Annotated in this window: 3 protein-coding genes and 1 pseudogene; all 4 read right to left on the bottom strand. The window is 72.9% G+C overall.

All coding sequences use genetic code 11. The annotated features are described in order from the left end of the window. Nucleotides 1–37: 37 nt before the first annotated feature. Nucleotides 38–2,887: an aminotransferase class III-fold pyridoxal phosphate-dependent enzyme gene (locus ACH4U8_RS23505; RefSeq protein WP_395779920.1), complete on the bottom strand. Its 2,850-nt coding sequence runs from the start codon at nucleotides 2,885–2,887 to the stop codon at nucleotides 38–40. Between the two features lie 16 nt (nucleotides 2,888–2,903). Beyond that, complete coding sequence (locus ACH4U8_RS23500) at nucleotides 2,904–13,292, bottom strand: SDR family NAD(P)-dependent oxidoreductase (protein WP_395779918.1); 10,389 nt, start codon at nucleotides 13,290–13,292, stop codon at nucleotides 2,904–2,906. A gap of 34 nt (nucleotides 13,293–13,326) precedes the next feature. Beyond that, nucleotides 13,327–19,614: pseudogene (locus tag ACH4U8_RS23495) on the bottom strand (type I polyketide synthase); the annotation flags it as partial. Between the two features lie 149 nt (nucleotides 19,615–19,763). Continuing rightward, complete coding sequence (locus tag ACH4U8_RS23490; RefSeq protein ID WP_395779916.1) at nucleotides 19,764–21,632, bottom strand: BTAD domain-containing putative transcriptional regulator; 1,869 nt, start codon at nucleotides 21,630–21,632, stop codon at nucleotides 19,764–19,766. Nucleotides 21,633–21,707: the final 75 nt, after the last annotated feature.

Here is a 21,707-nt window from a genome sequence, read left to right as displayed (position 1 = left end):
ATCGGCCGATGGTCCGGCGAACGGCGTTCGGCGGACTTCAGCGAAGAACCGTCTCGAATCCGTGCAGCTTCGCGAGTTCGACAATGGCGTCCACCCGCTCGCGGGTAATGGCACCATCGCCCGTCGATCCACCCCCGGACAATGCGAGTGTGATGGCTTCCGCCGCCCCCGCCGGCAATTCGTCAGCACTCGGTGAAACGCTGAGGCCAGGAGGCAGAATACCGCCAGTGGACACGGAAAGTACACCGGCCCGTACGTACAGTAGATCGTCGCGAGAAGCCGCTACCGTGGATTCGGCACCGGTGCCGAAAAAGGACAAATCGCCGATGATTGCGCCGTCGGTGAGGTGCTTCTCGTCCAACACGGAAACCGGGCTCGAATGTGCCGTGAACACCACGTGTGCATTTCGCACCGGCAAAAGATCATCGGCCACGACGACAAACGGGTCGCTCTCCCGGCTGTCGGCGAGATAGGCGGCGATCGCCTGGCCGCTGGGCTCGTCGCCGGCGCGTCCCTCCGCCAGCCACCCGGCGATGAGCGGCTCCGCGAACAGCGCCGCCGCGATGCCGGTCAGCTCGCCGCCGGCCGCGATCCGCGCCCACGACTCCTGGTAGATGCGATGTTCGGTGGCCTGCAGTCGCTCGGCCGAGCCCGGCCGGCCACTGCCCACCAGCACGATCCGGGCGGCCTCCCGGGCGCCGATCGCGGCGATGGCCGAGCCGATCCGCCCGCCGGCGCCGACGACCGCGACCGTCAACCCGTCGAGTCCGCCGAAGCGTTCGGTGGCCGCGTGCCGGACGGCGGCCAGCGCCGAGCCGACCGCCAGCGCGCTGCCCGCGGTCACCGTGACCCCGGGAACCCGCAACGCGCGGCCGTGACCGCCGACCGCGCCGAGGCCGAAGCCGAGGCCGACGGTGTCGCAGCCGTCCGCCTTCGCCCCGCGCACCCGGCGATCCAGGTCCAGGCCGATCAGGAAGGTCTGCCCGGAGACCTGGTACTCGCGCAACTGCTGCTGGGTCACCAACAGCGGGTACACGGTGAGGTCCACCGACGTCCCCTGCGGCGACGTGAACCGCACCGGTCCGGACGCCGGCAGGTCCTTGAGCAGCTCGGACCGCCGCGCGTAGGCGAGCAGCCGGGCATCGTCGAGGTCGGCCAGCGAGGGGTCGAACTCCCGCAACGCGTCCGGGGTCAGCGGATAGCCGACGAGCCCGACCCGGTGGTCGGCCGGCTCCGTCGGCGCGGACGCCTCGGCCGCGGCCGGTCGGAAGTCCGCGATCTCCGGGCGCGCCGACGCTCCGGCGCCGGTGAGCGGGTGGATCAAGGTCATCGCGTCCTGGTGGCGCAGGATCCGGCAGACCTGGGTGAGGCCGGTCCGAAGCTGCTCGATCTCCTCGTCGCTGATCTCGATCGACGGCTCGATCCGCAACATGGTCGGCACGCTGGCCGTCGGACCGGTGCGGATGTGGTGGGCCGTCTGCAGGTAGCTGCCCAGTTGGAAGACGAGCAGCCCGGCCCGCGCCTTCTCCCGGATGATCGGCGACGAGGCGTTGCTCTGGTCGGCGAAGTCCAGTCCGATGAGCAGTCCGCGCCCTCGCACGTCGGCCACCACGTCGGAGAATTCCTCGGCCAGCTCGCGGAGCATGCCCAGGATGCGGTCGCCGCGTTCGGCGGCCCGGTCGTAGGCGGCGCCGTCCTCCGCTTCGAGGAGTTCCAGGGTCCGCAGCGCAATGGCGGTGGAGAAGCCGTCCTTGGCGAAGGTCGAGCTGTGCACCAGCTCGAACTCCGGGCGATAGCGCGACTGTCGGACCAGCATGACGGAGGTCTTGCCGATTCCGCCGCCCAGCGACTTGCCCAGCACGTAGTAGTCGCCGAGCAGTCCGATGTGCGCGCTCGCGAAGAACTTCCCGGTCCGCCCCATCCCGGTCTGGATCTCGTCCACGACGATCGGGCACTCGATCTCGTCGCAGATCCGCCTGATCCGCGTGGCGAACTCGACGGTCAGCTCGTGGATCCCGCCCTCGCCCTGGATCGGCTCGACGATCAGTCCGGCGATGACCGGGAAGGCCCGCTCGACGAGCGTGACCCGGCCCTCGACCACCTCGACGTCGAGCACGGTGACCCGCTGCTCGGAGACGATCTTCTCGAACGCCCCCGCGTCGTTCGGCGGTACGAACGTCACCGTCGACCCCAGCGAGGCGAACGCCGCCCGGAACAGCGGGTTGTAGGTGAACTGGGTGCTGCCGACCAGCTTGCCGTGGAAGGCCCGCTCCAGCGCGAAGAACACCGGGGTGGTCCCGGCCCGCGCGACGTTGTGCGCGGCCACCGCTCCCAGCAGCGCCGCGAACTCCTCCGGGCCGGTCGGGGCCGGCACGTCCCCGGGCAGCAGGGAGGTGTCGTCCGGCAGTGCCGCCACTCCGTCGCGCACCGCGTTCAGCGCCACGTCGGCGTTCCACTCGATCTGCTCGAACAGGCTCTTCATTCGCAACACGCGGTCGAACTCGCAGTGCTTGACCGCCGCTTCGACCGCCTCCGCGCCGGTGTTGGCGAAGATGATCGGGTACGGCTCGGCGCCGGGGAACTCGCGACCGAGGATGTCGTTGAGCACCGCGCCGACCCGGTCGGCCACCGGGTGCGAGGAGTGCTGCGAGTGCACCGGCCAACCGGTGTCGAGCAGTTCCTTCGCGTAGGCGACGATCTCCGGATGGTTGTGCCCGAGCATCAACGATCCCCAACCACCGACCAGGTCGAGCACCGGCACCTCGGTACCGGTCTCGTCCAGGTAGTACAGGGTGTTCTTGTCCGCTCGGACATACTCGATGTCCAGACCGAAGGTGCCGAGCAATCCGGTCAGTAGGGCTTCGGCGTAACGGATGGGTGCGTTCACCAATATCTCCTGGTGGTCAGCGGTTCGGGTTGGCGGAGGAGCGGCCCAGCTCCCGGTCGATGAAGTCGAAGACCTCGTTCTCGGTCGCGGTCTCGATCGCGGCGGCCAGGTCGATCGCGCCGGTACCCGGGACCGCGTCGGGCCGCGCGTCGGGCCGGGTCTTGTTCCAGCGGGCGAGAATGGCGCTCAGTCGGGCGGCGATCTCGGTGTGCCCGGAGTCCTGGTCGTCCGCCCCGTCGACCGGAACGGCCATCAAGACGGCCTCCAGCTTGTCCAGTTCGGCCAGCGCGGAGCGGCGGCTGACCCCGTCGGTGACGGCCAGCCGTTCGAGCAGGTGCTCCACCAGCACATCGGGTGAGGCGTAGTCGAAGACCAGCGTGGTGGGCAGGGACAGGCCGGTCTGTTCGGCCAGCCGGTTGCGGAACTGCACGGCGGAGAGCGAGTCGAAGCCGGAGTCCCGGAAAGACACCTCCCACTGCACGTTCTCCGGCGTCGCGTGCCCGAGCACGCCGGCCGCCTCGGCGCGCACCAGGTCGCGCAGATACGTCTCGGCCTCGGGCCTGGTCATCTGCGCGAATCGGTCGCCCGCCAGTTCGGCGCTCGCCTTCCGGCGCTCGCCGCGCGGCACCAGGGCGCGCAGCACCACCGGAACCTGCGCGGTGTCGCGGCGCAGCGCGGCCAGGTCCAGCGGCGCCGGGGCGACCACCGCCTGCCCGGTGGCGAGCGCGGCGTCGAACAGGTCGCGTGCCTCGTCCTCGGCGATCACCCGCAGACCGGACTGGGCGCCCTCGACCATCCGACCCCAGGCCATCGACACCGCGGGCAGCCCGCCGGCCCGACGCCGGGTGGCCAGCGCGTCCAGGTAGGCGTTCGCCGAGGCGAAGTTGGCCTGGCCCGGGCTGCCGAGCATGCCGACCACCGAGGAGAACAGCACGAACAGCGCGGGCGGGGCGGACTCGGTCAGCTCGTGCAGATGCCACGCCCCGTCCACCTTGGGCCGCAACACGTGGGCGACCCGCTCGGTGGTCAGCCCGGTGAACACCCCGTCGTCCAGGACGTTCTCGGTGTGCACGACGCCGGTCAGCGGATGGTCGGCGGGGATGCCGGCGAGCAGCGCGCGCACGCCCTCCCGGTCGGCCACGTCGCAGCCCGCGGCGGTGACCGTCGCACCGAGACCGAGCAGTTCCTCCCGCAGCCCCGCAGCGGGCCCGCCGGTCCCGTGTGGGTGTACGAGCAGCAAGTGCTCGACCCCGTACGCGGTGACCAGGTGCCGGGCGAACAACGCCCCCAGCGGCCCGTCGGCGCCGGTGACCAGCACGGTGCCACCACTCGCGAGCACCGGCGGTGCCGACTTCGGCGCGGTCGAGGGTGCCAGCCGAGGGGCGAGCATCCGCCCGGCGCGGACCGCGAGTTGGGGTTCCCCGGCCTGGGCCGCCAGGTACAGCAGCTCGGCCGAGGCCGGGTCGTCGTCCAGGTCGACCAGCACGACGCGATCGGGGTTCTCCGCCTGGGCCGACCGCAGCAGGCCCCACACCGCGGCCCCGGCCGGGTCGCGGACCTCCTCCGCCGCGTCGACGGTCATCGCTCCCCTGGTCACCACGACCAGGCGGTTGTCCGGGAGGTTCTCCTCGGCCAGCCAGGACTGCGTCACGTCGAGCGCCCGTTCCACCGCCCGGTGCACGTCCGCCGGTCGGCCGGCGACGCCGCCCGGCGCCGACGGTTGCACCAGCAGGACGTCCCACGGGGTGTAGGAGGCCGCCGCCGTCTCGATGTCGGCGAACCGCAGCGGCGCCACCGCGGCCAGGTCGCCCGGGTCGTCGCCGAGCAGGGCGAGCAGGCTCTCCGGCTCGTCCTCGGCCGGCGGCGGGACCGGAGTCCAGTCCAGCGCGAACAACGAGGCGCGGCCGGGCGAAACGGCCGCACCGTCCCTGGGCGTCAGCCGCACCGACACCAGGCGCACCGACTCGGCCACCAGCACCGGCAGTCCGGCCTCGTCGACCACTTCGAGGCGGTACGCCCGCGATCCGACCGGAGCCAGCCGCACGTGCAGGACGGTCGCCTCGGTGGCGTACAGGGCGACGCCCTCCCAGCCCAGCGGCAGCAGGGCCGTGCCGTCCGGCTCGACCTCGGCGGCGCCGATCAGCAGCGGCTGTACGGCGGCCTCCAGCAGGGCCGGGTGGATGCCGAACCGGCCGACCTCGGCGACGGCTCGTTCGGGCAGCCGGACCTCGGCGAACACCTCGTCGCCGCGCCGCAGCACCGACTCCAGGCCCTGGAACACCGGGCCGTATCGGCGACCGGCGTCGGCGAGATCCTGGTACGCCCAGTCCACCACCGCGGCCTTGGCCGGCGGCCACGCGACCGCCTCGATCTCCGCCCGGCCGGCTGCGGCGGCGAGCACGCCGGTGGCGTGGCAGGTCCAGTCCCGAGGCGCGCCGTCCGCATCCGGGCCGGCCGCGGGTCGGCTGTGGATCCCCACCGTGCGCCGTCCGGCCTCGTCGGCGGCGCCGGTCACCACCTGTAGCTGCAGGCCGCCGCGATCGGGCAGCACCAGCGGTTCGGCGACCGTGAGTTCGGCCAGCACCGGGCAGCCGGTCGCGTCGCCGGCCCGGATCGCCAGGTCCACCAGGGCCGCTCCGGGCAACACCGGCACCCCGGCGACGACGTGGTCCGCCAGCCAGGGATGGGTGCCGAGCGACAACCGGCCGGTGAACACCAGCTCGTCCCGGCCCGCCACCGCGATGGCGGTGCCGAGCAGCCCGTGCTCGCCGGCGTCCGAGTCCGGGCTCACGGCGTCGCCGGACTCGGCCGGCCAGTACCGCTCGCGCTGGAACGGGTAAGTGGGCAGGCCGGTCCGGCGGGCCCCGGTGTCGGTGAACACCGCCGCCCAGTCGACGGTCGCCCCGGCGACGAACAGCTCCGCCACGCCTTCGAGCACGGTGTGCACCCGCGGCCGGTCGTCCCGAACCAGGAGCACCGAGCCCTCGATCGTGTGCCGGGAACCCGACTCGACGAACCGGGTCACCCGCTGCTCGGCCATCCACCGCTCGGCGGCGGCGATGCCCTCGGCTCCCGGCGACCCGATCGGGTCGCCGGCGGCGAGCGGGCGGCCGGTGCGCAACGACAGCACCGGGATCCGCGGTTCGGCGAACACCACGTCGTCCCGGTCCGCGCCGGTCACCAACCGGGCGGCGTCGGCCGACGAGAGCGCGCCCGCGACGTACGCGGCGGCGAGTTCGCCGATCCCGGCCCCGGCGACGCAGCCGATGGACAGGCCCCAGGACTCGACCAGGCGGAACAGCGCGACCTCGGCGGCGAACAGGGTGGCGTCCTCGCCCTTGTCGCCGAGTTCGGCCAGGGTCCGGTCGAACGCCTTGGCATATGCCGGCAGCGTCTCGTACAGATCGGGATCCGGGCCCGGTACCGGCCCTGCGGTGAACAGGAACGCGGACCGGCCCTCCCGGGCGGCCGATGCCTCGCCCTCGGCGATCGCCCGCAACCCGGCCGACGCCTGGGCGTCGCCCCCGGTGACGAGCACCGCGCGGTAGTCGAACACCGTGCGGGCCGCCAGCGAGAACCCGATGTCGAGCGGGTTCGGCGCGGTGTCGGAGTCCAGCACGGACGACAACCGGGCGGCCTGGGCCCGCAGCGCCTGCGGCGACTTGGCCGACAACACCCACGGCACCGCCGGCAGCGACACCGGGTCCGGCGCCGGTGCCGGGACCGGCTCCGCCGGCGCCTGTTCGAGGATCACGTGCGCGTTGGTGCCGCTCATCCCGAACGCGGACACGGCGGCTCGGCGCGGCCGGTCCAGCTCCGGCCACGGGCGGGCCTCGGTCAACAGTTGCATCGCGCCGGAGGACCAGTCCACCGCCGAGGTCGGCTCCGCGACGTGCAGGGTCTTGGGCAGCAGGCCGTCCCGCATGGCCAGCACCGCCTTGATCAGCCCGCCGGCGCCGGCGGCGTGCTGGGTGTGCCCGATGTTCGACTTCACCGATCCCAGCCACAGCGGGCGGTCGGCCGGCCGATCCCGGCCGTAGGTCGCCAGCAGCGCCTGCGCCTCGATCGGGTCGCCGAGCCGGGTGCCGGTCCCGTGCGCCTCCAGGAGGTCCACCTCGGACGCCTGCACGCCGGCGTTGGCCAACGCCTGGCGGATCACCCGCTGTTGCGACGGGCCGTTGGGCGCGGTCATGCCGTTGGAGGCGCCGTCGGAGTTCACCGCGCTGCCCCGGACCAGCGCCAGCACCGGGTGCCCGTTGCGCCGGGCGTCGGACAACCGCTCCAGCACGAACAGGCCCAGCCCCTCGGACCAGCCGGTGCCGTCCGCGGATTCGTCGAACGCCTTGGCCCTGCCGTCGGGCGACAGGGTGCGCTGCCGGGAGAACTCGATGAAGCCGATCGGCTGGGCCATCACCGTCGCGCCACCCGCGAGGGCCAGTCCGCATTCGCCGCTGCGTACCGCGTTCGCGGCCAGGTGCAGCGACACCAGCACCGACGAGCAGGCCGTGTCGATGGACATCGTCGGGCCTTCCAGCCCGAGCACGTAGGAGATTCGGCCGGAACCGAAGGACGTCGTGGAGCCGGTGAGCCGATATCCCTCGGCGCTCTCCTCGACCCCGTCGCCGCCCTCGCCGTATGCCTGCGCGGTCAATCCGGTGTAGACGCCGGTGTTGCTGCCGCGCAACGACTGCGGGTCGATGCCGCCGCTCTCCAGCGCCTCCCACGAGGTCTCCAGGAGCAACCGCTGTTGCGGGTCCATCGCGAGCGCCTCGCGGGGCGAGATGCCGAAGAAGCCGGCGTCGAACTCGGCGGCACCGTCGATGAATCCACCGGCACGCGGATAGAACGTGCCCGGCTTGTCGGGGTCCGGATCCCAGAGCCGCTCGATGTCCCAGCCCCGGTCGTCCGGCATCTCCGACATCGCGTCCACCCCGTCGACCACGAGCCGCCACAGCGCCTCGGGCGTACCGGCCCCGCCGGGGAAGCGGCACGCCATCCCGACGATCGCGATCGGGTCGTGCTCGCCGCCGGGACCCGCGACCGACGCGGCCACGGCCGCCGCCGAAGCCGGCAGTTCGCCGCTCAGCTCGGCCAACAGGTGCTCGGAGATCACCGAGACCGTCGGGTAGTCGAACACCACCCCGGGCGACAACCGCAGACCGGTGACCTCGGCCAGTCGATTGCGCAACTCGACCGAGGTCAGCGAGTCGAAGCCCAGCTCGCGGAACGGCACGCTCTCGCCGACCCGTTCGCCGCTGCCGAACCCGAGCACCGCGGCCACCTCGGCCCGCACCAGTTCGGCGACCTGCTCGACGCGCTGCTGCGGCGCCAGCGCGGCCAGCCGATCGGCCAGTGCCCGCCCGCCGCCCGCGCCCGGCCGAACCACCCGGCGGGACGGGCGACCGACCAGGCTCCGCAACATCGCCGGGACCGGGGTCGATCCGGCCCGCAGCGCCCGCAGGTCGAGCCGCGCCGGCAGGGTCACCGGGCGATTCGCCGCGAGCGCTCGATCGAACAGGGCCGCGCCGTCCGTCGCGGAGATCGGCCGCAGTCCGGTGTGCCGCAGTTGGTCGAGCCCGCCCGCGGTGACCCCGGCCTGCATGCCGCCCGCCACGGACCACAGGCCCCAGCCCAGCGAGACGGCGGGCAGGCCCTGCGCGCGGCGATGTTCGGCGAGCGCGTCGAGGAAGTGGTTGGCCGCCGAGTAGTTCGCCTGGCCCGAGTTGCCGAGCGTGCCGGCGAGCGAGGAGAACAACACGAACATCACGAGTGGTTGGTCGCGGGTGAGTTCGTGGAGGTGCCAGGCGGCGTCGACTTTGGGGCGGAGTACGGGGGTGATGCGGTCGGGGGTGAGGGCGGTGATGATGCCGTCGTCGATGATGCCGGCGGTGTGGAGGATGCCGGTGAGGGGGTGTTCGGTGGGGATGGTGGTGAGGAGGTGGGCGAGTTGGGTGCGGTCGGCGGTGTCGCAGGCGGCGATGTGGACGGTGGCGCCGAGGGTGGTGAGTTCGTGGGCGAGTTGGTGGGCGCCGGGGGTGTCGGGTCCGCGGCGGCCGGCGAGGAGGAGGTGGCGGACGCCGTGTTCGGTGATGAGGTGGCGGGCGAACAGGGCGCCGAGGGCGCCGGTTCCGCCGGTGATCAGGACCGTGCCCTCCGGCGCCAACTCCGGCCCGACGGTGTCCACTACGGACTGCGGCGCCAGGCGTGGCACGGTCACCGCGCCGGCGCGTATCGCGACCTGGTCGTGGCCCGCCGCCAGCACCGCGGGCAGGACCGCGAGCGAGGCCGGGTCGTCGTCCACGTCCGCGAGTACGATCCGGTCGGGGTGTTCCGACTGCGCCGAGCGCAGCAGGCCCCACACCGCGGCGCCCACCAGGTCCGGGGCGGCGTCCGGGCCGGCCGACACCGCGCCGCGGGTCACCGCGACCAGGCGGCCGGCCGTGAAACGCTCGTCGACCAGCCATTCCCGGACCAGTTCCGCCGCCGCGACGACGGTGTCGTGCACCGCTGCGACGACGTCGCCGGTCTCGGCGACCTCGCCGGCCGGTCGGCCGGCGTGGACGGTGACCAGCACGTCGGCACCGGCCGCCTCCGCCAACGTCTCGCGGCGGTCGACCGTCAACACCTCGTCGATCGACCGGTCGGGGGTGGCGCCCAGCAGGGCCCACTGCCCGGCCTGTCCGGTCGGGCTCACCTCCACCCCGACCCAGTCCACCGCGAACAGGGAGCCGGCCGTCTCGTCCCGCACCGCCGGCGCGTCGGCCGACACCGGGCGCGCCTCCACCGATCGCACCTCGGCGACCGGTTGCCCCGCCTCGTCGGCGAGTTGCACCCGGCACGAGGTCGCTGCGGCGGCATCGCCGTCGATGACCACCCGGACCCGCAGCGCGGTCGCCCCGGTGGCGTAGAGGCTGATCCCGTTCCACACGAACGGCAACAGCAGCGTGAAGTCATCGCCCGCATCGGCGATCGCGGCGAAGACCCGGGGGTGGATGGCCGCGTCGAACAGGGCGGGGTGAATCCCGAATCCGGTCGTGTCCGTGTGTTCCGGCAGCGCGACCTCGGCGAAGAACTCGGCCCCGTCGGCGCCGTCGCGGCGCCACAACGTGTGCAACCCGCGGAACATCGGGCCGTACACGTAGCCGTGGTCCGCGAGCCGCTCGTAGAACCCGTCCGTCGCCAGCGGAACGGCGCCGGCCGGCGGCCATTCACTCAGCTCGAAACGTGGCTCCGGCGCCGAGGGGGCCAACAGGCCGGTGGCGTGGCAGATCCACTCCTGATCGCTCTCCCGGCAGGAATGGATCGCGAACGCCCGGTGCCCGGTTTCCTGCAACTCGTTCACCACGAGCTGGACCCGCACGCCGCCGGTCGCCGGGAGGACCAGCGGCGCGGTGACCACCATCTCGGTCACACCGGCGCAGCCGACCTCGTCGCCGGCCCGGATCGCCATGTCGATCAACGCGGTGCCCGGCACCAACGCCCGCCCACCCAGCTCGTGTTCGGCGACCCAGGCGTGCGTCCGGGCCGAGAGGCGACCGGTGAACACCACCTCGTCGGCGCCGGCGATCCGCACCACCGCGTCCAGCATGGGGTGGCTCGCGGCCGCCTGCCCGGCCGAGACGGCGTCGCCCGACGACGACTGCGCCAGCCAGTAGTTCCGGTGTCGGAAGGGGTAGGTGGGCAGGTCGGTCAGGGTCGCGGCGGTCCCGGTGAACAGGTGGGACCAGTCGACGGTGTGGCCGGCGGTGTGCAGGTGGGCCAACGCGATCACGGCGGTACGCACCTGCGGTCGGTCCCGGCGTTGCAGCGCGGTGAACGACGCGTCGGCCACGTTCTCCGGGCCCATCGCGGTGAGCACGCCGTCGGGGCCGATCTCCACGAAGCGGGTCACGCCCGCCGCGCGCAGTCGGGCGAGGTGATCGGCGAACCGCACCGCGCCACGCACGTGATCGACCCAGTATCGCGCCGAACACACCTCCTCGGTGCCCGCGGCCATCGGGATCTCGGGTTCGGCGAACGCCACGTCGTTCACGACGGCGGCGAACTCGTCCAGGACCGGATCCATCAACGGCGAGTGGAACGCGTGGCTGACGGTGAGCCGCCGGGTCTTGTGCCCCCGCTCGCGCAACTCCTCCGCGATCGCGACGACGACGTCCTCGACGCCGGAGATCACCACCGCCGACGGCCCGTTGACCGCCGCGATCCCCACCCGCGCCTCGTGACCGCGCAGCAGGTCCGAGACCTCGGCCTCGGTCGCCTGCACCGCGACCATCGCCCCGCCCTCGGGCAACGCCTGCATCAACCGGCCACGCGCGGCGACCACCCGACAGGCGTCGTCCAACGTCAACACCCCGGCCACGTGCGCCGCGGCCAACTCGCCGATCGAGTGCCCGGTCACGAAGTCCGGCCGCACACCCCACGACTCGAGCAGCCGGAACAACGCCACCTCGACCGCGAACAACGCGGGCTGGGTGAACCCCGTCTCGTCCAACCCCACCCCGCCGAACACCACGTCCTTCAACGACCGGGACAGGTGAACGTCGAAACGGGCACAGATCTCGTCGAACGCCGACGCGAACACCGGGAACGCCTCGTACAGCTCCCGACCCATCCCCGCCCGCTGCGCACCCTGACCCGTGAACAGGAACGCCGTACGCCCCTCCACCGCGACCCCGGAAACCACCCCGGCCCCGGCCTCACCCGCCGCCAACGCCCGCAACCCCGCGACCAGTTCGCCCCGATCCGCGGCCACCACCACACCACGATGCTCGAACGTCGACCGCGACACCGCCGCCGACAACCCGATATCCGACAACGACACCTCGTCGCCGGCCACCGATGCCGCCGAGGACTCGGAGGCCGCCAAGGACGCCAACCGTTCCGCTTGAGCCCGCAACGCCTCCGCCGACCGCGCCGACACCACCACCGGCACCACCGAGGACTCGACCGGCTCCCCCGACACCGGCTCGTCCCCTGCGGAGACCGATTCCGCGGCCGGCTCCGGGACGATCTCGGGCGCCTGTTCGAGAATGACGTGCGCGTTGGTGCCACTGATCCCGAACGACGACACGGCCGCGCGCCGGGGCCGCCCGGTCGCCGGCCACGGCCGCGTCTCGGTCACCAGCTCGACCGACCCGGCCGACCAGTCCACCGCCGGCGTCGGCGCGTCCACGTGCAACGTCTTCGGCACCACTCCGTGCCGCATCGCCATGACCAGCTTGATCACCCCGGCCACCCCGGCCGCGGCCTGGGTATGCCCGATGTTCGACTTCAACGAGCCCAACAACAAAGGCTGATCGTCCGAATCGGCCGACCGCGCCTGCCCGTACGTGGCCAACAGCGCCTGCGCCTCGATCGGGTCACCCAACCGGGTGCCCGTGCCGTGTGCCTCCACCACGTCCACCTCGGCGGGCGAGAGGCCGGCATTGCTCAGCGCCTGCCGGATCACCCGCTGCTGGGACGGGCCGTTCGGCGCGGTCAGGCCGTTGGAGGCGCCGTCGGAGTTCACCGCGCTGCCCCGGATCACCGCGAGCACCGGCAGCCCGCGCTGTCGGGCCACCGACAACCGCGCCAGTACCAGCACCCCCACGCCCTCGGAGAAGCCGGTGCCGTCCGCCGCCGCGGCGAACGCCTTGCAGTATCCGTCCGGCGCGAGCCCACGCTGCCGGGAGAACTCCACGAACACGCTGGGGCCGGCCATCACGGTGGCGCCGCCCGCGAGCGCGATGTCGCATTCCCCGCTGCGCAGCGACTGCTCCGCCAGGTGTATCGACACCAACGACGAGGAGCACGCCGTATCCAGCGTCACCGCCGGCCCCAGGAGGCCCAGCACATAGGAGATCCGCCCCGAGGCGACGCTCGTGGTGCCGCCGGTGAGGACGAAGCCCTCCAACTCCGCCGGCGTCTCCCCCGCGCGAGGCATGTACTCCTGCGGGATCACCCCGACGAACACGCCACCCGAGCTGCCCCGGAGCGACGTCGGATCGATCCGGGCGTTCTCCAGGGCCTCCCACGAGGTCTCCAGCAGCACCCGCTGTTGCGGATCCATCGCCAACGCCTCGCGCGGCGAGATGCCGAAGAACTCGGCGTCGAACCGGCCGGCGTCGGGCAGGAATCCGCCCCGGGTGAGGTAGGTGGTGCCCGGCGTCTCGGGATCCGGGTCGGACAACCGGTCGATGTCCCAGCCGCGGTCGGTCGGGAATTCGCTGAGGGCGTCCTTGCCGTCGCGGAGCAGTTCCCACAGGTCCTCGGGGGTGCGCGCGGCACCCGGGAAGCGGCTCGCCATGCCGACGATCGCGATCGGCTCGCGCGCGGCGGCCTCGACATCGCGTAGTTCCCGCTGTGCTCGCTGCAGGTCCGTGGTGACCCGCCGCAGATACTCTCGAAGCTTCTGCTCGTTGGACATCCCGGGCAGCCCCCTTCCGTTCGGACGTGCAAGATCACGCGATGTCGAGTTCGCCGTCGATGAAGTCGAATAGTTCGTCGTCGGAGGCCGCGGTGAAGTCGCGCTCCTCACCACCCGCGTCCTCGGGTGCCGCGAGTCGGCGCAGCACCTCCTGCAACTGCTTGGCCAGCACCGCTCGTTCGTTCTCGTCGAGGTCGGTCACGGCGAGCCGGTCGAGTTCCGTCACGATCGAGCGCACCGTCGTTTCCTCGGTGGGCACGAGCAGTTCGTTCAGGAAGCCGGCGAGTTCGGCCGGTGTCGGGTGGTCGAACACGACCGTCGGGGGCAGCCGCAGTCCGGTGCCGTTGCCGAGTCGGTTGCGCAGTTCCACCGCGGTCAGCGAGTCGAACCCGAGTTCCTTGAACGCGCTGTCCGCGTCGACCGCCGCAGCCGTACTGTGCCCGAGCACAACGGCCGCGGACTCCCGTACCAGTTCCAGTAGTTCCCTGCGCCGTTGCCGTTCGGGCAACTCGACGAGCCGGTCCGCGTGGCTCGCCGCGGCAACCGCCGCCACGACCCTGCGGCGGGTCGGTCCGGCGGAGTCCAGCGCGAGCAGCAGGTCCGGCACCGCACGGCCGCTCTCGCGCAGCCGGGCCACGTCGACGGGCGCCGCCAGCACCACCGGTCGATGCAGGTCCAGTGCGGCGTCGAACAGGGCCGGGCCCTGCTCGTCGGAGATCGCCCCCAGGCCCATCCGGGTCAGCCGTTCCCGGTCGAGTTCGCTCATGTGGCCGGTCATCGCGCTCTCCCGGGCCCACAGACCCCACGCGATCGAGGTGCCCGGCAGGCCCAGCCCGCGCCGATGTTCGGCGAGACCGTCGAGGTAGGCGTTCGCCGCGGCGTACCCGCCCTGTCCCGCGTTGCCCAGCACCCCGGCGGCCGAGGAGAACAACACGAACAGGGCCAGGTCGTGGTCGCGGGTCAGCTCGTGCAGATGCCACGCGGACTGTGCCTTCGCCCGCAGCACGGTGTCCAGATCCGCTCGGGTCAGCGCCTCCAGCACGCCGTCCGACATCACCCCGGCCGCGTGGATCACCCCGGTCAGCCGGTGTGCCGAACCGACCAGCTCCGCCAGCGAGTCCCGGTCGGAGACATCGCACGCCGGCACGGACACCTCGGCGCCGGCCGCGCGCAGGTCCGCGACCAGTTCGGCCGCGCCCTCCGCCGCCGGGCCGCGTCTGCTCGTCAACAACAGCCGGCGCACGCCGTGTTCGGCGACCAGGTGCCGGGCGATGAGGCCGCCGAGCACTCCGGTCCCGCCGGTGATCAGCACGGTGCCGTCGGGGTCGAGCGGCGCGGGCACGGTCAGCACGATCTTGCCGATGTGCCGCGCCTGGCTCAGGTGGCGGAACGCCTCCGGCGCGCGGTGGACGGGGAACGTGGTGAGCGGCATCGGCCGCAGCGCACCCTCGTCGAACAGGACCCGGATCTCCTCCAGCATCTCGCCGATGCGCTCGAAGCCGGCCTCCATCACGTCGAACGCCCGGTACCGCACCCCGGGATACGTCTGCGCGATCTCCTGCGCGTCGCGGATGTCGGTCTTGCCCATCTCGACGAACCGCCCACCACGCGGCAGCAGCGCCAGCGACTCCTCGACGTGCTCGTGGGCCAGGGCGTTGAGCACCACGTCCACCCCGCGCCCGCCGGTGCTCTCGGTGAACCGCGCGGCGTAGCCCAGGCTGCGGGAGTCGGCGAGGTGGTCGTCGTCGAATCCCCACGCCCGCAGCACGTCCCGTTTGCCGGCACTCGCGGTACCGAACACCTCGACGCCCCAGTGCCTGGCCAGTTGCAGGGCCGCGAAGCCCACCCCGCCGGTCGCGGCGTGCAGCAGCAGGGATTCGCCCGCCCGCAACTCGGCCAGGTCCGCGAGACCGTAGTAGGCCGTCAGGTGCACCACCGGCACTCCGGCGGCCTGCGCGAACGACAGGCGTTTCGGCATCGCCACGACGAGCCGGCGATCGGAGATGGTGACCGAGCCCAGTCCGCCGGTGAACAAGCCCATCACCCGGTCGCCGGGGGCCAATCCGGTGACCTCCGCGCCGACCTCCAGCACGATCCCGGCGCCCTCGCCCAGCGACGACCAGCCGTCCTGCGCCACCATGCCCAGTTCCAGCAGCACGGCCTTGAAGTTCAACCCGCCCGCGCGCACCGCGATCCGCACCTCACCCGCGTCGAGCGGGCGCAGCACCTCGGGGCACGCGGTGAGCGACAGGCCGTCCAACTCGCCGCGATAGGTCAGAGCCAGGCGCCACGGCTGATCCTTGGGCTCCGGCAGCGCCGGCGAGGCGGACGCCCGGACCAGCCCGGGCACCGCGCCGACGCCGGCGCGGATCACCAGCTCCGGATGTTCGGCGACCATCGCGGCCGGCAACGCCTGCTGCGTATACGGGTGTCGGTCGACGTCGAGCTGCCGCAGCCGACCCGGGTGCTCGGTGCGCGCGGTGCGCAGCAGTCCGGTCACCGCGCGATGTGCGGGCTCGTCCGCCCGGGTGAGCACGACGAGCGGGACGTCCGCGAGCCGCGGCTCGGCGAGCCACTCCCGGACGAAGTCCAGCGTGCGGCCGACGACCTCCGCCGGTTCGCCGGTGGGGCACGTCCACAACCCGGCGGTCGCCGCCGCCGCCGACTCCGGACGGTCGTCGCCCGAGAGCGCGACCCAGCCCTGCTCCGCGGCCGGCTCCGGCAGTTCGACCGGCACCAGGTCCAGGCCGAACAGCGCCGAGTCGTCCACCCGGGTCCGTCCGAACGCGCCCGCGTCCACCGGCCGCAACGCCAACTCGCCCACCGAGGCCACCACTTGGCCGGCCTCGTCGGTGACGAGCACGGCCATCGAACTCGGCCCCACCGGGGTCAGCCGCGCTCGGACCGTCCGGGCGCCGGTGGCGTGCAGGTGCACGTCGGTCCAGCCGAACGGCATCCGCAGCTCCTGCGCGCCGCGCAGGCCCGCCGCGTGCAGCGACGCGTCCAACAGGGCGGGGTGCAGCCCGAAGCCGGCGATGTCCTGCTCCTCGGGCAGCGCGACCGTCGCGTAGCTCACGTCGCCGTCCTGCCACGCGGCGCGCACGCCGCGAAATACCGGGCCGTAGCGGTAGCCGCGGTCGGCCAGGGACTCGTAGAACCCGTCCAACGGCACCGCGACCGCGCCCGGCGGCGGCCAGGCGGTCAGGTCACCGGGCGCGGCAGGGCTCTCCGCGGTCAATACGCCGCTCGCGTGCCGGGTCCAGTCGTTGCCTCCGCTCGGGCCGGTGTACATGCTCACCGGCCGGCGGCCGTCGGTCTCGGCGCCGATCAGCACCTGGAGGTCCAGGTCGGTATCGAGGACCACCGGTGTCTGGATGGTCAGTTCGGCCAGGTGCCCGCAGCCGACGCGGTCGCCGGCGTGCAGGGCGAGTTCGACCATCGCGGTGCCGGGCAGCAGCACCGATTCGCCGACCCCGTGTGCGGCCAGCCAGGGCTGGGCGGTTCGGGACAACCGGCCGGTGAGTACCGTCGTGTCCGCGTCCGCCGAGCGCAACACCGCGCCGAGCAGCGGGTGGTCGGCGCGTTGCAGGCCCAGCGCCGAGGTGTCGCCGACGGCCGCGAGCTCCTTGAGCCAGTAGCTCCGGCGTTGGAACGGGTACGTCGGCAACTCCGCCGAGACGGGCGGTATTCGCCAGTCGACGTCGACGCCGTGCACGTACGCCCTGGCCAGTCCGGCGCGGAAGCGGGCCGGCCCGTCCTCGTCGCGGCGCAGGGACTCCAGCACGAGCGCCTCGGACGCCTGCGCCTCCTCGGCCGTCTCGCCGATCGCGGTGGTGAGCACGGGATGGGCGCTGACCTCGACGAACGTTCGGTGGCCCGAGTCGAGCAACGAGCGGGTGCCGGCGGCGAAGCCGACGGTGCGGCGCAGGTTGCGGAACCAGTACTCGGCATTCAACTCCGGTCCGCCCAGCACCTCGTCGGTGACGGTGGAGTGGAACGGGACCCGGGCGGGTCGCGGTTCGATGCCGGCGAGCGCCGTGACGATCTCGTCCCGCAGGGCCTCGACGTGCGCCGAGTGCGAGGCGTAGTCCACCGGGATGATCCGCGCGCGGATCTCCTCGGCCGCGCAGGACGCGACGAGGTCGGCCAGGTCGGTGGGGGTGCCCGAGACGACCGTGCTGCCGGGCCCGTTGATCGCGGCGATCTCCACCGCGCCCGCGTACCGCTCGATCCGGTGGGCGACGTCGGCGGCCGGGAGTTGTACCGAGGCCATGCCGCCGGTGCCGGCCAGTCGCGTGATGGCCTTGCTGCGCAGGGCGACGACGGCCGCGGAGTCCGCGAGGGAGAGCGCGCCGGCCACGTGGGCGGCGGCGATCTCGCCCTGGGAGTGGCCCAGTACCGCGTCGGGCACGATGCCGTGGTGTTCCCACAGGGCGGCGACCGAGATCATCACCGCCCACAGGGCCGGTTGTACGACGTCGACCCGGTCCAGGGGTCCGGCCAGCGCGTCGCGCAGGTCCCAGTCGACGTGCGGCGCCAACGCCTGGGCGCAGTCGTCCAGTCGGGCCCGGAAGACGTCCGACTCGCGGTAGAGGTCCAGGGCCATCCCGGACCACTGCGAACCCTGACCGGGGAAGACGAACACCGTCTTGCCGCGTGCCCGGGCGGCGCCGAGCAGCACGTCCGGGGACGGCCGCCCGTCGGCGAGTGCGAGCAGTCCCGCCGAGGGGTCGGCGGCGGTCACGGCCGCGCGGTGCACCAGTCGGGGTGCCCGGGTGGCCAGCGCGCCGGCCACGGGCGCGTCCGGGTGCGCCGCGAGGTGCTCGTGCACCTGGCGTGCCCTGGCCGCGAGCGCGGTCGGCGAGGAGGCGGACAACAACAGCGGCACCGTCGCGGGCGCGGGCACGGGCCCCGAATCCGGCTCGGCCGGGTCGGATACCGGCTCCGCGGGGGCTTGTTCGATGATCAGGTGGGCGTTGGTACCGCTGATCCCGAAGGCCGAGACCGCGGCTCGGCGCGGTCGGCCGGTCTCCGGCCAGGCACGTGCCCGGGTCAGCAGTTCCACCGCGCCCGACGTCCAGTCCACCGCGGGTGTCGGCTCGTCGACGTGCAGCGTCCGGGGCAGCACGCCGTGTCGGAGCGCCGACACCATCTTGATCACGCCGCCGACTCCGGCGGCGGCCTGGGTGTGTCCGATGTTGGACTTGAGCGAGCCCAGCCACAGCGGTTGCTCCCGCGGCCGGTCCAGGCCGTAGGTGGCCAGCAGCGCCTGCGCCTCGATCGGGTCGCCGAGCCGCGTGCCGGTGCCGTGTGCGTCCACGACGTCCACATCGGCGGGGGTGAGGTTCGCGTCGGCCAGTGCCTGGCGGATGACCCGCTGTTGGGACGGCCCGTTCGGCGCGGTCAACCCGTTGGAGGCGCCGTCGGAGTTGACCGCGCTGCCGCGGATCACCGCGAGCACCGGATGCCCCAGCCGCCGGGCGTCGGAGAGCCGCTCCAGCACCACCATGCCGACGCCCTCGGACCAGCCGGTGCCGTCCGCCGAGGCCGAGAACGCCTTGCACCGGCCGTCCTCGGCCAGCCCGCGTTGCCGCGAGAAGTCCACGAACGTGTCCAGCGACGCCATCACCGACGCCCCGCCGGCCAGCGCCAGCGAGCACTCCCCGATCCGCAGGGCCCGGCTCGCCAGGTGCATGGTGGCCAGCGACGACGAGCACGCCGTGTCGACCGTCAACGCCGGCCCCTCCAGGCCGAGCAGGTAGGCGATCCGGCCGGACGCGACGCTGGCCGCGCTCCCGGTGCCGCCGAAGCCGTCACCGCCCTGCCCGGATTCCTCCGCGCCGAGTCCGTAGCGCTGGCCGCCGTGGCCCATCAGTCCGACGAACACCCCGGTCTCGCTGCCCCGCAACGACTGCGGGTCCATCCCGGTCCGCTCCAGCGCCTCCCAGGACGTCTCCAGGAGCAGTCGCTGCTGCGGATCCATCGCCAACGCCTCGCGGGGCGAGATCCCGAAGAACTCGGCGTCGAACTCGGCGGCTTCGTACAGGAATCCGCCGCCGCGCGCGTAGAAGCTGCCCGGCACACCGGGATTGGGGTCGTACCGGCCGTCGATGTCCCAGCCGCGGTCGGTGGGGAAGTCGCCGACCGCGTCCCGGCCTTCGAGCACCAACTCCCACAGCCCGTCGGGCGAGACGACACCTCCCGGGAAGCGGCAGGCCATGCCGACGATCGCGATCGGCTCGCCGGCCGCCCGCTCCAGTTCCTGCAGACGCTCGCGTGTGTCCTGCAGTTCCCCAACCGCCTGCTTGAGGTAATTCCGCAGCCTGCCCTCGTTCTCCATCGTGTCGTCACTCCTCCGGCCGAGTACTCAACTGGGCCAGTCAACCCTGCGGGGGCGGTGGGCAGCCGGGTTCAGGAAACCCATACCGGGCCGCGAATCTGGCTCCCCGAACCAAGGAATCGGGTCCGTGCTCAGCCGGCGGCGTGGCAGAGCGTCGGCATGGTGTGCTCGTACGGTGCTTCGACGGGTGGGTCGAGCGTCACCGGTTCGAGCGTCATCCAGCTCGCCTGTCGTTGACCGTCGCCCCATCCGGGGCGGCGACGGAACAACTCCGGCCGGGCCGCGGCGACCACCAGCAGCGGCATCGGCTCGGGCAGCCGAAGCAGGTCCTCGATGGTCTCCAGGGTCGCGCTGTCGGCCAGGTGCAGGTCGTCGGCGAAGACCACGAGCGGGCGGTGTTCGGCGAGCTTGGCCACGTTCGGGGTGGCCACCGGCCCGCCGGGTTCCAGCCGCACGGTCGCCGCGTCCTGGACGCGACGTTCGAACGCCGTGAGCAACCGCGACTTGCCGATCCCCGGGGCACCCAACACCAGCACCAGGTGCGGCCGGGCACGACGGCGCACGCGCTCCAACAGGCTGCTCAGCACGTCGAGTTCGGGCTCGCGGTCGAAGACCTCCGGCTGGGCGAAGGACTCGCGGCAGCGGCCCTTGACGGTCCAGCGCGGACGCAGGCCGCCCTCGCGGCCGTACCGGATCGCCGACCCGGTCAGCCTTCTGGTCCGACCGCAGACCACGATCTCGGCGTCCTCGCCGAACTGGAGCAGCGACTCGCAGTCGGCGAGCAGCGCGCCGTTGACCGGCAGCGGCTCCAGCAATGTCTGGCCGGGACGGACCGGAACCTCGCCCGTGGACACCGCCACCCGCAGCGCGGGCCGCTCGCCGTCCGGTACGTCGAGGCAGATCCGCTGTCGCAACGACATCGCGGCGTGCACCGCGCGTTCGGCGACCTGCTCGGCGCCGTCCTCGTGCGGCGAGGTGGGCCGGAACACGGCCAGCGTCACCGAGCCGGTCGATCCGGCGACCACGCCACCGACCCGCTCCACCTCCTCGTGCACGGTCGTCGCGGTGCGCTCCAGCGCCTCGCCGATGTCGGTGACCCGACGGCCGGCCCCGAAGTCGGCGCGGATCAGCACGGCGCTGACCGTGCTGCGCACGCCGGGGGTCGGCGGGGCGACGAGCTGGACCGCCCTGCGCACCGGTGGCTCGGGCCGCTCCGCCGGCTGCCCGAGCCCGGAGATCACCACCGGTGGCGGCGGCCCCGCAGGCGCCGCGATGGCCGGGTCGTGCACCAGGATCGAGTGCTGCAACAGCCGTAGTTCGCGGCCGGGTTCCAGCCCGAATTCCTCGGCCAGCCGCAGCCGCACCAGCCGGTAGACCGCGAGCGAGTCGGCCTGACGACCACTGCGGTACAGCGCGAGCATCAGTTGGTGGCAGGCCCGTTCGCGCAGCGGCTCGGCCTCGACCATCGCCTCCAGCTCGCCCAGGACGGCCTGGTGGCGCCCGTTGGCCAGCTCGGCCTCGTAGTAGTCCTCCATCACGTCCAGGCGGGCGTTCTGCAACGCCGTCAGCTCCGCCCAGGAGTGCCCGCTCTCCACCAGGTCGGCCAGCGCCTCGCCGCGCCACAGGGCGAGCACCTCCCCCAGGGTGACCGCCGCGGCGGCGGGGCGGCCGGCCGCGAGTTGCGCCCGGCCGGCCTGCGCCAGGCGGTGGAACCGGAACATGTCGACCTGTTCCGGGTCCACCTGCAACTGGTAGCCGTGCGAACAGGTCAGCAGCGCCGGCGGACGCGCGTCGTCACGCGCGTGCTCGGCGAACATCACCCGCAGGCCGCGAACCGCGTTCTGCAGGATCTTGCGCGCCGTCGCCGGTGTCTCCTCCGTGCCCCACAGACCTTCGAGGAGCTTGCTGGTCGCCACTTCGCGATTGGCGTTGAGCAGCAACAGGCCGAGTGTGGCTCGGCGTCGGTCGCCACCGATCGCGATCGGTTTCTCGTCGTCCATCAGTTTTAACGGGCCGAGCACCAAGAACTGCAAGAGATCCCCCGTAGATCGTTCCTGTTCAGCGGTCGACCGAGC

The sequence above is a fragment of the Embleya sp. NPDC020886 genome, assembly GCF_044333915.1.
Taxonomy (GTDB): Bacteria; Actinomycetota; Actinomycetes; order Streptomycetales; family Streptomycetaceae; genus Embleya.
The sequence above is the reverse complement of the archived record's forward strand: the minus strand, read 5'-3'. Positions and strand labels throughout refer to the sequence as shown.